This window comes from Sphingomonas chlorellae, from assembly GCF_056485145.1.
Window position 1 is genome coordinate 370,203 of the sequence record NZ_JBQXXM010000002.1, and the last position, 15,213, is coordinate 385,415.

Genomic DNA, 15,213 nt, shown 5'->3' on the forward strand with positions numbered 1-15,213 from the left:
GGAAGGACGCTGCCCGCTCCCACTGGCGCAGCCTGCGCGGATTAATTAGGTAAATGGCTCTGCACAGGGCATTTCCGTCCGTGCGCGGTCGAAAGGGGGCCGCAGGAATGACGGTGCAGAGGATCGACGACCCGCTATGTGGGGCGACAGGCCCGTTGGCGGACCGGATCCGGGCATTGCGTGCCGCGGATACGCCGTTGGGGGCGCCCGGCGGATGGAGTCCCGCGCTTCGCGGGACACTCGGCTGGATGCTGCGTTCGGGCGCGCAGATCGTGCTGTTCTGGGGCCCCGATTTCGTCGCGCTGTACAACGATGCCTATGCCCCCTCGATCGGCGACAAGCATCCGCGTGCGCTGGGCCGGCCGGCATGCGAGAACTGGGCCGAGTTGTGGGACGACCTGGAACCGCTGCTGCGTGGTGTACGCGACACGGGCGAGACCTTCGTCGCCAAGGACCGGCCCTTTTATATCGAACGCTTCGGCTATCCCGAGACGGTCTATTTCGACGTTTCCTATTCGGCCGTGCCCGATGCCGAGGGCAGCGTTGCGGGCGTGCTGTGCCTGGTGTCGGAGACGACGCGACGCGTGCTTTCCGAACGGCGGCAGGCGTTCCGGTTGCGGCTGGAAGAGGCGCTGCGCGGACTGAGCGAGCCCCGCGCCGTCATGGACCGGGCGGTGGCTGCGCTCGGCCGCCACCTGAGCGCCACGCGGGTCGGCTACAGCGAAGTCCGCGACGACGGTGAGACCATCGACCTGCGCTCCTGTTATGCGGACGGCGTAACCCCGTTGCTCGGGACGTTCCGGCTTCGTGACTTCGGCGAGGAGAGCGTTGAGCGCCAGCGCGGCGGCGCAACCGAGATCGTCAACGATGTAGAGCAGGATCCGGCACAGGTTCAGGCGACGTGGCGCGGCATCGACACGCGCGCATTCGTTTCGGTGCCGCTGGTGCGCGAAGGGCGGCTGCGCGCCTCCCTGTACGTCAATCATCGCACGGCACGTCACTGGACGAACGACGAAGTGGCGCTGATCGAGGAAGTCGCCGGACGCACCTGGGCGGCGGTCGAACAGGCGCGTGCCGAGGCGGCGCTGGCGCGCAGCGTCGGCTGGTTCAAGGGAATTTTCGATTCCAGGCTGATCGGTCTGGCGATCTTTGACCTTCACAGCGAGCAAACGCTGGCGATCAACGACTGCTTCCTCGAGATGACCGGGCACAGCCGTATCGATTTCGAAACCGGCCGCTGGGACTGGCGTGATTTCACCTTACCGGAGCATCTGGTGCTGGATACGGCCGCCATCGAGCAGGCCCGCATTCGCGGCTGGTGGGATCCGTATGAAAAGGAATATCGGCGCCGTGACGGCACGCGCTTTCCGGTGCGGATCGGCTCTGCGCCGATGCCGGGCCAGCCCGGATGCGTCGTCGTGTCGGTGCAGGACATCACCCAGACCCGCGCCGCCGAGGCCGAGCTGCGCGCGAGCGAACAGCGGTTGCAGCTTGCCAAGCGCGCGGCGCGGATCGGCGTCTGGGACTGGGATCTGCGGCGCAACGCGATCACCTGGTCGGCCGAGATGTTCGACGTGCTGGCAATCGATCCGGCCACGCCCGCCGAGCGACTGTTCGACGCCTGGGCCGAACGGCTCCACCCGGAGGACCGCGCGAGCGCGCTGAAAACCACCGAGGACGCCGCCGCCGCGGCGGCGCCGTTCAGCATGGACCTGCGCATCATCCTGCCCGACCAGTCGATCCGCTGGGTGCGGGCGCAGGCGGTCGGGCAGCAAGATGCCGAGGGCCGGCCGGTCCGGCTCACCGGCATCAATCTGGACGTCACTGCCGAACATCGCGCCGCCGATGCCCTGCGCGACGCTGCGGCGAACCTGGCGAGCCAGGTCGAGCAGCGCACGCGCGAGCGCAACCGGATGTTCGAGCTGTCGTCGGATCTTTTCGCGGTGGCGGGGTTCGACGGTTATCTGAAAGGGACCAACCCGGCGTGGTTCGATTTGCTGGGGCACGAAGAGACCGTGCTGCGCGCCCGCCCGTTCATGGAACTCGTCCATCCTGATGATCGGGCTGCCGTCGAGGGGAGCGTCGCCCAGTTGCGTGCGGGGCAAAAGCTCCACAGTTTCGAGTGCCGGTTGCTGCGCAGCGACGGTAGCCCTTTGTCGATCGTGTGGACGGCGGTTCCCGAAGGCGACCTTTTCTATGCGGTCGGCCGCGACGTGACTGCCGAGCGGCTGCACGAGGATGCGTTGCGCCAGGCGCAGAAGATGGAGGCGCTGGGGCAGCTCACCGGCGGGATCGCGCACGATTTCAACAACCTGCTGGGCGCGGTGATCGCCGGGTTCGACATGATCCGGCGGGCGCCCGACGACGCCGATCGCGTTCGACGGATCGCCGAGAGCGGCCTGTCCTCGGCCGAGCGCGGCGCGCGGCTGACGGCGCAGCTGCTCGCCTTTGCCCGCACGCAGAAGATTGCGCCGCGCCCGATCGTCGCGGCCGAGCTGGCCGGGGCGATGCGTGACCTGCTTGCGCGCACGCTGGGACCGGCGATCCGCCTGCGCTTCGTCTTTGACGAGGCGGGGGCTGCGGTGTTGACGGATCCGACCCAGCTGGAAATGGCGATCCTCAACCTCGCCATCAACGCGCGCGATGCAATGCCCGCGGGCGGCGCGCTGACCATCGCGACTGCGCTCCGGCGGATCGAGGCCGATCCCGAGCTGCCCGATGGCGACTATGTCGAACTGGCGGTGCGCGACACCGGCGAGGGGATGCCGCCGCACGTCGCCGCGCGCGCGTTCGACCCGTTTTTCACGACCAAGCCGGTGGGCCGTGGTACCGGACTGGGACTCAGCCAGGTCTATGGCATCGCGCGCCAGGCAGGGGGCACCGCGCGGATCGACAGCGAGCCCGGCCTAGGCACGACGGTGCGGCTGTTGCTGCCGCGCGTCACCGCGCCACCCGATTCCGCCGAGGCCGAACGCGACGATTCCGAAACGCGGATGGGCGCGGGACGGACGATCCTGTTCATCGACGACGACGATGATTTGCGGAGCATGGTGACGCAGGGCCTTGAAACCATGGGACATCGGGTGCCCCAGGCCGACGGCGGCGATGCCGGCATGGCAATGATCGCCGCGCAGACACCCGACCTGGTGATCGTCGACTTCGCGATGCCCGGGCAGAACGGCGCCGAAGTGGTGGCACGCATCCGGACGCAGCATCCCACCCTGCCGATCGTGCTCGCCACCGGCTTTGCCGACACCGACGCGGTCGAACGCGTGCTCGATGCCGGTACGCTGCTGCTGCGCAAGCCGTTTCGGCTGGCCGAGCTTCAGCAAATGCTCGCGCGGCTGCTGTCGGCCTGACGTAAGCGGCAGGCGAGGCTAACCACGCCTGCTGAGGCGGTGACATCCGTTTTGTTGCTGCTCGAAAGCCCAGCGATGCCCGGTAAACTGCTCGATGATGTCGCAGCAGGTCTGCGCATGTCGGCTCGGCTTCACCGTCGTGAAGCTCCCACCCCCGGCGATCGCAAAGGGCAGCAGCAGCTGGTCCGCGAGATACGGGCCGGCAAACGCTTCGGACGCCAGGAACCCCGCCATGCGATGCGCTGCCGTCTTGGCGAGTGATTCCGCCGAGACGCCCAGCCGGCCGAAGCCGCTGACGATTTCCGTGGCGTGTTCGAACGCAGCCTCCAGCAGCAGCACATTGCCCGGTCCCTGCTCGTCGGGAATCTGGCGGACGGCGAATGCCTCCTCCGGCCAATCGGGCAGCAGCCGGCGTGCGGTCGCGATCTCGCGTTCAGCGATGTCGACCGGCAAGCCCGCGAACAGTGCGGTCGCAGAAACGGCATGGAGCGCGCCGCGATCGAGGCAGTCGATCGGCGTCAGCGCACCCGGCACGATATTCACCTCGATCCGCCCGCCCCCGCGCGGGTAGAAGCCATGGCGCACCAGCCGCAGCTCGATCTGCGCACCCATTCGCCGCAGCACCGGCACGAACGCCTTGGCGATGAACTCGAACGGCGGCGCCAGCATGTTGTGCGTGCCGCCCTCCAGCACGAGCTGCGACGGCCCGTCCGCCAGCAGCAGCGGCATCAGCAGGGTCTGGAACACCAGGCCCGTGCTGCCGGCGGTGCCCACCGCAAAGCGATACTCGCCGGGCACGACCTTGCCGGGCGTGAAACTGAAATCGGCCGCGCCCACCGCCACGCCCTCGCAGGTCGCCCCGCCGATCGCGCACGCCGCCTCGATCGCGGTGACGTGCTGGCGCATCAGCCCCGGCTTCTCGCGCTTGCCGCGCGCATTGGTGATGCGGAAGGGCCGGCCGGTGACAAGCGACAGCGCGCACGCATTGCGCACCACCTGTCCGCCGCCCTCGCCTTCCGATCCGTCGATGATGATCATGGAAATTCTTCTTATCCTTGCCAGTGCGCGCGAAGGGTCACCCCTTCACGCACACCACCTGCTTCAACGTGTGGACGATCTCCACCAGATCGGCCTGGGCGGCCATCACGGCTTCGATCGGCTTATAGGCCTTGGGCGTCTCGTCGATCACGCCTTCGTCCTTGCGGCAGGCGACGCCCGCCGTGTCGGCGATATGCTCGTCGAGCGTCACCAGCTTCTTGGCCGCGGTGCGCGACATCACGCGCCCCGCCCCGTGGCTGCAGCTGTCGAACGACTCCGGGTTGCCCAGCCCGCGCACGATGAACGACTTGGCGCCCATCGAGCCCGGGATGATCCCCAGCACGCCCTTGGCAGCGCGCACCGCCCCCTTGCGAGTGACCAGCACATTCTCGCCGAAATGGTTCTCGCGCGTCACATAATTGTGGTGGCAGTTCACCGCTTCCATCTCGGCGTCGAACGGCTTGGCGATCTGCCCGCGCAGGGCGGCGATGACGTTGGTCATCATCATCCGCCGGTTGAGCGCGGCATAGTCCTGCGCCCAGCCGACCGCCTCGACATAATCGTCGAAATGATCGGTCCCTTCCGGGAAATAGGCGAGGTCCTGATCGGGCAGGTTGATGTGCCACTTGCGCATGTCCTGCTTCGCCAGTTCGATGAAGAAGGTGCCGATCGCGTTGCCGACGCCGCGCGAGCCCGAATGGAGCATCACCCACACCCGCTGCTCCTGGTCCAGGCACAGCTCGATGAAGTGGTTGCCCGTGCCGAGCGTCCCCAGATGGCTGACATTGTTGGTGTTCTTCAGCCGCGGATATTTGTCGGTGATCCGCTGGAAGCGGGCGGCGAGCGTTGCCCAGGCCTCGACGATCGCCGGGGGCGGCGCGCCCCACGAACCGTGGTCGCGCTGCCCCCGCCCGACCGATCGGCCGTGCGGCACCGCCTGCTCGATCGCCGAGCGGATAGCCTCCAGATTGTCGGGCAAATCGCTCGCCATCAGCGAGGTGCGCGCGGCCATCATGCCGCAGCCAATGTCGACGCCCACCGCCGCCGGGATTACCGCGCCCTTGGTCGGGATCACCGATCCGACGGTCGCGCCGATGCCGACATGCACGTCGGGCATGGCCGCCACATGTTTGAACACGAACGGCATCTGCGCCGCGCGGGTGAGCTGGGCGCGCGCGCCATCTTCCACCGGCACGCCGCGCGTCCACATCTTGATCGGCACGCCGCCTTCGACATGCTGGTGTTCATAGGTCGTGGTCATGAAGACCTCCTTCATTCTTTCGGTGCCGGCGACGAGGCGTGGCGAGACGTTTTCGCTGAGCTATCCGGTTTCCCGGAGACGGAGTCGGACCGCCGACCTCCCGCACAAGCTGCGGGCGCTCTACCTGTAGTCCCGCCGGCATTCGCCGACTGTGTTGCTTCCATTGCGGTTCCGGCGACGAATTCTGCGAAAGACGGCCCTCCGAAGAGGCATCGTGACAGGATGTAGTCCAACGCGGCATTCGCCGGAAATCGGGTGCTGGCGACCAGGGGTGGTGAGACGTGCCTTGTGCTCTATCCGCTTGAGCTACGGGCCGAGACGGCCCGGCCGGGTTCGAACCGGCATCGCAAGGTCCTGGATGTAGTCCCACCGGCATTCGCCAGCATGTTGTCGGTTTGGCGACGAGGATTGGAAAAGCCCCCCCGAAGGGACGATGCTCTACCGCTGAGCTACCGCGCCTTTCGGCACGGGCGGGATTCGAACCCGCGACATTCGCATTAACATGTAGTCCTTCCCGGCATTCGCCAGATTGTTCGGTTCCGGCCGTGGCGACGAGAGCGGCGAGACGCGGCCCTTAAGCTACGTGTCTGCGGCGGGATTCGAACCCGCATCTCCCGCTTGCGCGGGCGCTTTACGCGTCGGGCCTCTTTGGAGACATGTAGTCCCGCCAGCATTCGCCACGACCCTGTTCGTTACACCTCCACCGCCTCGACGATGCCCACCCAGTCGCGCGTTTCGCCGGCGGCGAAGCGTGCGATCACGTCGAACACCGCGTCGGAGAAGCCCCCGACGTTGAGGATGTCCGCCCGGCTCTGCGCCTGGGTCGTGCCGTACGGCGCGATGTCGACGCAGACGAGCTTGGCCGCCGGGCAGCGCCGCTTGAGCGCCTCCCATTCCGCCAAAGTCGCGGTGGCTCCCCGGCGCGCCGTATCGACCCAGGACTCGTTGTCCGAGACGATCACGACGAGATCGGCCTTGCTGCTCGTCCGGTTCAGCAGCGCAAGCGGTGCCGAAACGCTGGTGCCGCCCCCGCCCACTGCGGCGAGCTTCGCGGCATTCACCGCGACGCGCGCCTTGGGATCGAGCTTGAGGTCGACCACCCGCCCTTCGAACGGCAGCACCCGAGCATCGCGATTGGTGCGCAGCATCGCCGCCGCGATCAGCGCCGCGACATCGATGCAGCGCACCTTGGACGACGCGCCCGAACGATAACCCGTGGCCGGCGAGGACATCGACCCCGACACGTCGGGGCAGACGATCACCCGGCCCGCAATCGCCGGCACGCGGGCCAGCGACTGTTCGAGCGCATCCTCCAATGCGGCCTGGACGGTGAGCGGCACGGTCTCGTCCGCCGCCGCCAGCGCCATCTGGAGCTGATACGGCATCGGCTTGGCACGGGCCACCGCGGCGGGATCGCGCAGCCGTTCTGCCACCCGCCCCGTCAACCCTTCCACGTCGAACGCGCCCTTGCGCGCCAGCGTGTTGAGGTTCATCCGCAGCGCCTGCCAGCCCATCGAACCGGCCAGTTCGCCCCATTGTTCGGCCGACAGATCGAAGGCGGTCAGCCATTCGAACGGCACCGGCGGCAGCGGCCGCGAACGATCCGCCTTCCACGCCTCGAACGCGGCGATCTCAACCGGCAGCGCCGCCACGTCATAGGGCTTGCCGATCAGCCAGCCATAGAAGGCGCGCCGTTCGGCATCGGCCGGCTTGGGGTGGACCATCTTGACGATGTCCGCCAGGCTGGGATCGCGACCCGTCGCCGCGGCCATCAGGTCGCGGATCGAGGCGCGTTCCAGCCAGCCCTGCACCAGCCGCTTGGGCCGCGAGCCGAGCGACGTGCGCCCGACCTGGCCCGAGCGCAGGATCTGGACATAGGTGCGCAGCATCCGGCCGGTGTCGATCACCCGCCCGAAGACGCGCACCGCCAGGTCCGGATCGGCCACGGTGAGATACGCCGCGAGCAGCGCCGGCATGTCCTTCATCGTCCCCGAACGGCGGGCATAGACCGCCGCCTTGGCGACGAACGCCGGTTCGCACGCCTGGGCAGCGGCGATCACGTCCGAAAGCTGCGCCTCGGCGGTTGCGTAGAAGGTTTCGCTGAGCGTGCCGGTAACGGCCAGCTGAGCGAGCTTCGCCTGCGGGCCATAGGCATAGGCCGGGGCGCCCGCATGGTTGCGCGTATCGGCCGCCGGAAGCAGCTTCGCGATCGCCGAGGCGAAAAGTCCCTTGTTTGCCATTGCCTTGTATCCTTCCTGCGGATCCGGGGGCGGCCGGCCCATTCCGGCCGCCCCGTTCTTCCGCGCCACCGGATCCAGGAAGTGCCCGATCCGATGTCAGCTACTATGCAGAAGGCGTGCCAAGTTGTGATGCCGAGGCCGCGAAAATCTCACATCTCGTTCAGATAATTGATCTTTTTACGTGGCCAGTGCCATGTTCGGGATATTTCATGTCGAGGCAACTGCGATAAAATAAGATCGCGTGGGATCGTATTTTATCCTATAGGATAAGCATGAAACCGCTCACCGTTATCGGCTTCCTCGGCTCCACCCTCGATGCGAGCAAATTCGGCCCCTCCCGCTGGAGCAAGTGGCGCCCCACCGTTGCGCTCGCCATGCACGAGGATCTGCGGATCGACCGGCTGATCCTGATCCACGGATCGCAGCATCGCCGGCTCGCGGACTATGTCGCGGAAGACGTGGTGTCCGTCTCGCCCGAGACGCGGGTGGACCTGCGCGTGCTCGATTTCCGCGACGCCTGGGATTTCGAGGAGGTGTACGGCAAGCTGCTCGACTTCGCGCGCGCCGAGCCGTTCGATCCTGAGGCTGAGGACTATCTGGTCCACATCACCACCGGCACGCATGTCGCGCAGATCTGCCTCTTCCTGCTCACCGAGGCGCGGTATCTGCCGGCGCGCCTGCTCCAGACCCAGCCCGCCAAGCGCGCCGAGGATGGCGGCGCGCCTGGGCGCTGGACGACGATCGATCTCGACCTGTCGCGCTACGACAGCATCGCCACGCGCTTCGCAGTCGCCGCGCAGGAAAGCACCTCTTTCCTCAAGTCGGGGATCGAGACGCGCAACCCCGCCTTCAACCGAATGATCGACGAAATCGAGCAGGTAGCGTCGCGCTCGAAGGCGCCGATCCTGCTCACGGGCCCCACCGGCGCGGGCAAGAGCCAGCTGGCGCGGCGCATCTATGAGCTGAAGCGGCTGAAGCACCAGATCGCGGGTCCGTTCGTCGAGGTGAACTGCGCGACATTGAAGGGCGATGGCGCGATGTCGGCGCTGTTCGGGCACCGCAAGGGCGCGTTCACGGGCGCGGTGGCGGACCGACCGGGGCTGCTGCGCACCGCCGACAGGGGCATGCTGTTCCTCGACGAGATCGGGGAGCTTGGGGCCGACGAACAAGCGATGATCCTGCGCGCGATTGAGGACAAGCGCTTCCTTCCCGTCGGCTCCGACAAGGACGTCGCCTCCGACTTCCAGTTGATCGTCGGCACCAACCGCAACCTTGGTGAAGCGGTGGTAGCGGGCAGCTTTCGCGATGACCTCTATGCGCGGCTTAACCTGTGGACGTTCCAGTTGCCGGGGCTCGCCGAGCGGCGCGAGGATATCGAGCCCAATCTCGACTATGAACTCGATCGTCACGCCGAACGCGAAGGCAATCGGGTCAGTTTCAACAGGGAAGCTCGCCAGCGCTATCTTGCGTTCGCGACGGGTTCCGACGCGTTCTGGCAAGGCAACTTCCGCGACCTTGCCGCGAGCGTAACCCGAATGGCGACGCTAAGCCCCAAAGGGCGGATCGACGCTGCATGTGTCGACGCCGAAGTACGGCGACTCCGGCGACTGTGGTCGGGTCAGCGGCAGGGCGATAACGACCTGCTGTCGGCGTTGCTGGCGCCCGATGTGCTGGTGGAGATCGACCCGTTTGACCGGGTACAGCTTGCGGCGGTGATCCAGACCTGTCGTCGCAGTCGTTCTTTATCGGAAGCTGGGCGGACCTTGTTCGCCGCATCCCGCGCACGCAGATCGTCGGCCAATGATGCCGATCGGCTGCGCAAGTATCTGGCGCGGTTCGGACTGGATTGGGCGTCACTTTCCGTTTCTTGACGGTTGAGGGTCGGTGCGCGCGGCCGGTTCAACCGTCGAACGGCGTGGCGAGGCCGTTGAATCGACATGCGTATTTGCCGCTGCCCCTCGAGGTTGACGGGGGAGGGTGGTGGGCGGCCGTGTCACTTGTCGGCCGGTATCCGGCACTCGAAGCTGCTCGCCGCGGCGGTTGATCCGATGCCGCGATACGCCGCCTGTTGGGGATAGGGGCAGAGCGGGCGCTGCATCGTGATCCTGCCGCTGTCTTCGCCGGAGAAGCGGGTTGCAATGACCTGGCCGGGCGCCGTGCCGCGGTCGGTCCAGGCGATCAGCGCCGAGAACAGGTCGTGCTGTGCGTCATCCGATGGCGGGCGGGGCGGGATGCCCAGCGTGGCATTGAATGCGTCGGGGCCGGTGCCGCCGCCACAGTGCATCATGCCGGGTGCCAGAAAAAGGCGGGCACTCTCTGCAAGCGCCGTCGGGCCGCCCATTTGTGCGGCATTGCGGTCGAAGAAGGCGACCGACTGGCCCGGCGGAACGAGCGTGTCGGCAAGCCCGTGAAACACGATCAGCTTGCCGCCGCGCGCGGCAAAGGCGGCAAGGCTGCCGCGTGTCGCATCGTTGACGGCCTCGCCCAGACGCGCATCGACGATCGCCATGTCGCGATCGAAATCGAATCCTTTCCAGTTCCAGTCGGCGCCGAACACCCACTTGAAAAGGCTGCCGAAGGGCGGCTGGCCGTTGACGGGTCGTTGCAGAAAGGACCAACCGAATGCGTCGGGCATTTCGCTGCCCGGCAGCCAGCCGAAATAGCTTGGCTTGCCGTCGCGGCCGATCGGTCCGGAATAGAAGGCGCGTGCAGTCGTGATTTCGCCCTCGGTAAGGCAGTTGTCCGATGCCGTGCCACTGCATTGAAGAATTTGCGGATCGAACCTGCAGCGCATGGGGTCCGAGATAAACGGATCCCCCGCAAGACCATGGCCCTGTCGCCAACAGCTTGCGATGGCGGCGTTGTTGAGCAGCTTGAGCTTTGCGTCCGAAAGCAGGCGCCCGGGCGTGCCGTTCGCGGCCGCATAGTTCCAGAGCACCGCGGCGTGGCCCCAGGTCCGGTTGATGACCGGCGCACCGACCAGGATGCCGTCATAATCGTCGGGATAGTAAAGCGCCTCGATCAGGCCCATCTGGCCGCCCGTCGAGCACCCGGTGTAATAGGCGCGCCGCGCAGCCTTGCCGTAAAAGGCCCTGGTGAGCGCCTTGCCGGCCGTCGTCATGGCATGGGTCGAAAGCCTGCCCCAGTCGTGCCATTTGCGCGGCTGAGCGATCAGCGCGTCGCCGTCGAGCGGCGTTGCGGGTGCGGTTCCCGCATCGGTGGTCGCGGTGGCAAAGCCTCGGCGCAGGCCCTCGACCATTCCCGAATAGCCAAGCGCGAAGGTGCCGGCAAAGCCGCCGCTGCCATTACCATGAAAGACGCCGGTCCAGCCTTGCGCCGGAAGCCATAGTTCCACTCCGACGTCCGAGCCGGGCGCCGAGCGTATGCGTGCAACCACCCGGCAAAAGGCCGGATAGCCTGGAACGTCGCCAGCGGCGGTCGTTCCGACCGGCCGGGCAGGAACGAGCGTTGCGCTGACGACGGTCGTGTCGCGCAGCTTCACCTCGCGGAGCCCCGCGCAGCGAGCGGCGATGTCCGCGCCCGGCCCTGGTGTCTGCGCCAACGCCGTGCCGGGGAGTGCCCATCCGATTGCGGTGGCCGCGACGAGCGCCCAGTGCTTGTGCTTCATGATCATCTCCAGCGATGTCGGATTTGGTGGGGCAGCCATGCTCATGCGGAGGGGCTCGGGGGGACATTCCGGATCAGCCGGGCGAGCCACAGGAACAACAGGGCGGCAATCAGATACATCGGCGCCAGCGCATAATAGGCCGCCTGAAGGGCATGTTCGCCGTAGAGCGGGCGGAAGAAGTCGCTGGCCTTGCCGACATAGGTGGGGCCGAGGCCGAGCCCGATGAAATTCATGACGAGCAGCAGCAATGCTCCGGAGACGACGCGGCGTTCCGGCGCCACTTCGCTCTGAACGAAGGTAACCGTTGCCGAGAGGAAAAAGGAATTGAGGAACATCGGTACCGTCAGGAACAACAGCGCCAATTCCCAAGTCGGCGCCCATGCAAAGCCGAGGAAAAAGGGTAACGCCAGTACCAAGGACGCCGCGGGTACGGTGGCATAGGCGGTCTTGCTGTGGCGTGCGAACCGGTCGACGATGCGCCCCGATGCATAGATGCCTGCGCTCATGCCAATCCCGACGACGAGCGCGTACCAGACCGCAACGTCACCAAGGGCCATTCCCTTTTCACGCATCAGGAACAGGACGGTGAAGTTGAGCAGGCCATAGGTAATGAAATTGCCCGCGCCGCTCGCCAGCGCTGCCATCAGCAGCAACGGATTGCAAAAAAACCGGGCGACCGTCGTGGCGAAGCCCTCAGGCACCACTTTGGCAGAACGCGTTTCGGACAGAATGTCGGTTTCGCCACGATTGGGCTCGCGGACGATGCGATACACGGCCAGCGCCGTGACCACCCCGATCGCGCCGATCGCATAGAAGGGAATGCGCCAGTTGGATGCGGCTGCGAGCGACGCTCCGAACGCGACGCCCAGTGCCGACCCGATCGGCGGCCCGAGGTTGAAGATCGCCATCGCGGTCGTCCGCCGCTCGCGCGCGAACGTATCCGAGATGATCGCGTAGGAGGGCGGCACGCCGCCTGCCTCACCGACCCCGACCATCATGCGCGCGACGACCAGTTGGCCGTAGCTGCCGGCCATGCCACATGCCGCCGTTGCGGCACTCCAGACCGCGCACGCAGCAGAAAGGACCTTTACCCGGCTGGTGCGATCGGCGAGCCAGCCGATCGGGATCGCGATGAAGCAATAGAAGAGGGCGAAGTAAAACCCGGTGAGCAGACCGAGCTCTCCGTCCGAGATCTTCAGTGCGTCCTGCAACGGCTTGGCGAGTATCGAGATCAGCTGGCGGTCGAGGAAATTGAGAACATAGACGAAACACAGCATGGCGAGCGTGATGTGTGCTCCCGGCGTAACCTTGTGGCCGGCATCTGGCGTTGCGGTTCCGCTCATGGGCGATGCCCCGGCGCTTTGGCTTGAACCATGTTATTGTTCCTCTCCACGTCGTGCCCTTTCCGGCGATCGGAGCCCCAGCCGGGGCGGAGCCGCTCGCCATGTGCATGGTCAAAATCTACTGAACCCCGCAGGCGCAGTGATGTTGTCGCGACATGCGACGTCGCGAATGGGCTGATGGGGTGACGCGTGCGATTTCCGTCGCCCGTCTTCACGCGATGTCTCCGTCCCGCCGATCGGCGGATCGCCGCCAGCGTTGCGCTTGCTCGATGTACCAGGGCAGCAGTTCGGGCGTTGCCGTCGCATCGACGCTGACGACCTTGTCGACCGGCCATCCGGCGAACAGCCGCTTGACCGGCAGTTCCTGCTTCTTGCCGGAAAAGGTCCGCGGAATGCCTGGGGCGGCGATCAGTCGATCGGGTACGAAGCGTGGCGACAGGCCGGTGCGAATGGCCACGGCGATCGCCGCTTCCAGCGATCCGTCGACGCGCGTATCCGCCGCCGGGACGATGAACAGGATGAGTTCGCTGTCGCCATCCTTGCCTTCGACATCGATGATCATCGTATCGGCGACTTGGGGTAGCTGCTCGATCGCGGCGTAGATCTCGGCCGTGCCCATCCGCACACCGTGCCGGTTGATCGTCGCATCGCTGCGGCCAGAGATGGTGCAGCTGCCGTCTGCATCGATCGTCAGCCAGTCGCCGTGCCGCCAGACGCCCGGCCATTCGTTGAAGTAGGAGTCATGGTACCGCCTGTCACCCGCATCGCCCCAGAAGTAGAGCGGCATGCTGGGGAAGGGGCGGGTGCACACCAGCTCGCCCACCTGGCCGATGATCGGTCGCCCCTGTTCATCCCACGCCTCGATCGCAGCACCCAGATGACGACATTGCAGTCGGCCGGGTGTGGCGGGGAGTTCTGGGTTGCCCGCCATGAAGGCAGCCGCGATCTCCGTCCCGCCGCTGACGTTGCACCACCAGATGTCGGGGCGACCGACAGCGGCGAACTGTGCGCTCCCCCAGCGCTGGACGTCGGGCGCCAGCGGCGATCCGGTGCTGCCGAGCGCGCGAATCTGCTCGAGGCCGGGGATCCGATCGAGCTCGACGCCCGCTTTGCGGCAATTCGCGAAGAACGCTGCCCCCGCACCGAACCAGGTGACGCCATTGCGCGCGGCGAAATCCCACAGGGCGGTCCAGTCGGGCCTGGCCTTGGTGCCGCTGGGCGAACCGTCGAACAGACAAATGGTCGTACCGCTGAGCAGACCGCCCACCTGGATGTTCCACATGACCCAGCCACTGGCGCTGTACCAATGGAAGCGGTCGCCGAGAGTGTTGGGCGCATAGCTTGGCCCCAGCTCGAAGTGCATCCGCCCGGCGGCGGCCGCGAGTATGACGCCGCCGTGTCCGTGAACGATTGCCTTGGGCAGCCCGGTGGTGCCGCTGGAGTAGAGAATCCAGAGCGGATGATCGAAGGGCAGCCACATCGGTTCGAACGCCGCGACCGCCGCGTCGCGGCGGGCCGTAGCAACCGTGAAGTCAGCGGCACCGGGCACCACGCCCGTGCTGCACCCGCTCGGCACCACGAACAATGTCTGGATGCACGGCAACTGTTTCCGGATTTCGGTGAGCGCGGCGCTTCGGTCGATGGCCTTGCCGGCGTAGAAGACGCCATCGACGGCGATCAGCGCCTTGGGCGTGGTTTGTCGCCAGCGGTCGAGCACGGCGTTGATGCCCATGTCGGGCGAACATAGCGTCCAGATCGCACCCACGCTGGCACAGGCGAGCAGGCCCACGACCGCTGCCGGGATATTCGGCAAGTACGCGGCGACCCGGTCTCCCGGCGCGACGCCGTGGGCACGAAGTTCCAGCGCGAGCGAAGCCGTCTGCCGCCGCAACTCCATCCAGCTGAGCGTGATCCTGCTGCCGCGCTCGTCGCTTGCGATGACCGCCGGCTGACCCGCCGCATCGGCCGCCGCCATGTGCCGGAACAGGTGCCGCACATAATTGACGTGCGCCCCTTCGAACCAGCGGGCGCCGGGCATCTCCTCACCGCTGAGCACGGCGTCGAACGGCGTCGGCGATTCGATGCCGTCATAGGCCCAGATGCTGCGCCAGAATCCGTCCAGATCCTCGACAGACCACCGGCGTAGATCTTCGTAAGTGGCAAAATCGTGGCCGTGCGTCTCCTTCAGCCAATCCATGTAGAGACGGATCTGGGGAACAGGGGGCACAACGCCGGTGTTGGTCCTTGGCGGGGTCATCGGATCGTGAACCTCGTCTCGTGTTCTGGGGATGGACGGCGATCGAAGGGCAGCAGGGGCCCGGACCCGTCCCGAGGCAGTGCCCTT

The 15,213-nt window shown here is 66.5% G+C and carries 8 protein-coding genes; 2 read left to right on the plus strand and 6 right to left on the minus strand.

What is annotated here, in order from left to right:
• Positions 1-107 precede the first annotated feature (107 nt).
• On the plus strand, positions 108-3,359 hold the full coding sequence (locus tag ACT3CF_RS08010; protein WP_478421723.1) for a GAF domain-containing hybrid sensor histidine kinase/response regulator: 3,252 nt from the start codon (positions 108-110) through the stop codon (positions 3,357-3,359).
• 18 nt (positions 3,360-3,377) lie between these two features.
• Here ACT3CF_RS08010 and rtcA read toward each other — a convergent pair whose 3' ends face one another.
• The 3 genes from rtcA to ACT3CF_RS08025 all read right to left on the minus strand — a co-directional run bounded on the left by rtcA (position 3,378) and on the right by ACT3CF_RS08025 (position 7,898).
• Positions 3,378-4,397, minus strand: a complete 1,020-nt coding sequence (gene rtcA, locus ACT3CF_RS08015; protein WP_478421724.1) for an RNA 3'-terminal phosphate cyclase — start codon at positions 4,395-4,397, stop codon at positions 3,378-3,380.
• A 37-nt stretch (positions 4,398-4,434) separates the two neighbouring features.
• Positions 4,435-5,658 carry an RtcB family protein gene (locus ACT3CF_RS08020; protein ID WP_478421725.1) on the minus strand — a complete coding sequence of 408 codons (1,224 nt, stop codon included), beginning with the start codon at positions 5,656-5,658 and terminating at the stop codon, positions 4,435-4,437.
• A gap of 692 nt (positions 5,659-6,350) precedes the next feature.
• Complete coding sequence (locus ACT3CF_RS08025; protein ID WP_478421726.1) at positions 6,351-7,898, minus strand: vWA domain-containing protein; 1,548 nt, start codon at positions 7,896-7,898, stop codon at positions 6,351-6,353.
• Between the two features lie 272 nt (positions 7,899-8,170).
• Between ACT3CF_RS08025 and rtcR the strand changes: the two genes are divergently transcribed.
• Entirely contained in the window at positions 8,171-9,769 is a 1,599-nt protein-coding gene (gene rtcR, locus ACT3CF_RS08030) for an RNA repair transcriptional activator RtcR (RefSeq protein ID WP_478421727.1), read from the plus strand.
• A 122-nt stretch (positions 9,770-9,891) separates the two neighbouring features.
• Here the strand turns inward: rtcR and ACT3CF_RS08035 are convergent, their stop codons facing one another.
• From ACT3CF_RS08035 to ACT3CF_RS08045, 3 genes are all read right to left on the minus strand, one after another.
• On the minus strand, positions 9,892-11,526 hold the full coding sequence (locus tag ACT3CF_RS08035; RefSeq protein ID WP_478421728.1) for a tannase/feruloyl esterase family alpha/beta hydrolase: 1,635 nt from the start codon (positions 11,524-11,526) through the stop codon (positions 9,892-9,894).
• A 41-nt stretch (positions 11,527-11,567) separates the two neighbouring features.
• Positions 11,568-12,869, minus strand: a complete 1,302-nt coding sequence (locus ACT3CF_RS08040; RefSeq protein WP_478421729.1) for a spinster family MFS transporter — start codon at positions 12,867-12,869, stop codon at positions 11,568-11,570.
• A 211-nt stretch (positions 12,870-13,080) separates the two neighbouring features.
• On the minus strand, positions 13,081-15,126 hold the full coding sequence (locus ACT3CF_RS08045) for an acetoacetate--CoA ligase (RefSeq protein WP_478421730.1): 2,046 nt from the start codon (positions 15,124-15,126) through the stop codon (positions 13,081-13,083).
• Between the last annotated feature and the right edge of the window lie 87 nt (positions 15,127-15,213).

Coding starts and splice junctions, on each gene's coding strand:
- ACT3CF_RS08040 (WP_478421729.1), bottom strand. CDS start 12,869: ATGAGCGGAACCGCAACGCCAGATGCCGGCCACAAGGTTACGCCGGGA.
- ACT3CF_RS08045 (WP_478421730.1), bottom strand. CDS start 15,126: ATGACCCCGCCAAGGACCAACACCGGCGTTGTGCCCCCTGTTCCCCAG.
- rtcR (WP_478421727.1), top strand. CDS start 8,171: ATGAAACCGCTCACCGTTATCGGCTTCCTCGGCTCCACCCTCGATGCG.
- ACT3CF_RS08035 (WP_478421728.1), bottom strand. CDS start 11,526: ATGAAGCACAAGCACTGGGCGCTCGTCGCGGCCACCGCAATCGGATGG.
- ACT3CF_RS08010 (WP_478421723.1), top strand. CDS start 108: ATGACGGTGCAGAGGATCGACGACCCGCTATGTGGGGCGACAGGCCCG.
- ACT3CF_RS08020 (WP_478421725.1), bottom strand. CDS start 5,658: ATGACCACGACCTATGAACACCAGCATGTCGAAGGCGGCGTGCCGATC.
- ACT3CF_RS08025 (WP_478421726.1), bottom strand. CDS start 7,898: ATGGCAAACAAGGGACTTTTCGCCTCGGCGATCGCGAAGCTGCTTCCG.
- rtcA (WP_478421724.1), bottom strand. CDS start 4,397: ATGATCATCATCGACGGATCGGAAGGCGAGGGCGGCGGACAGGTGGTG.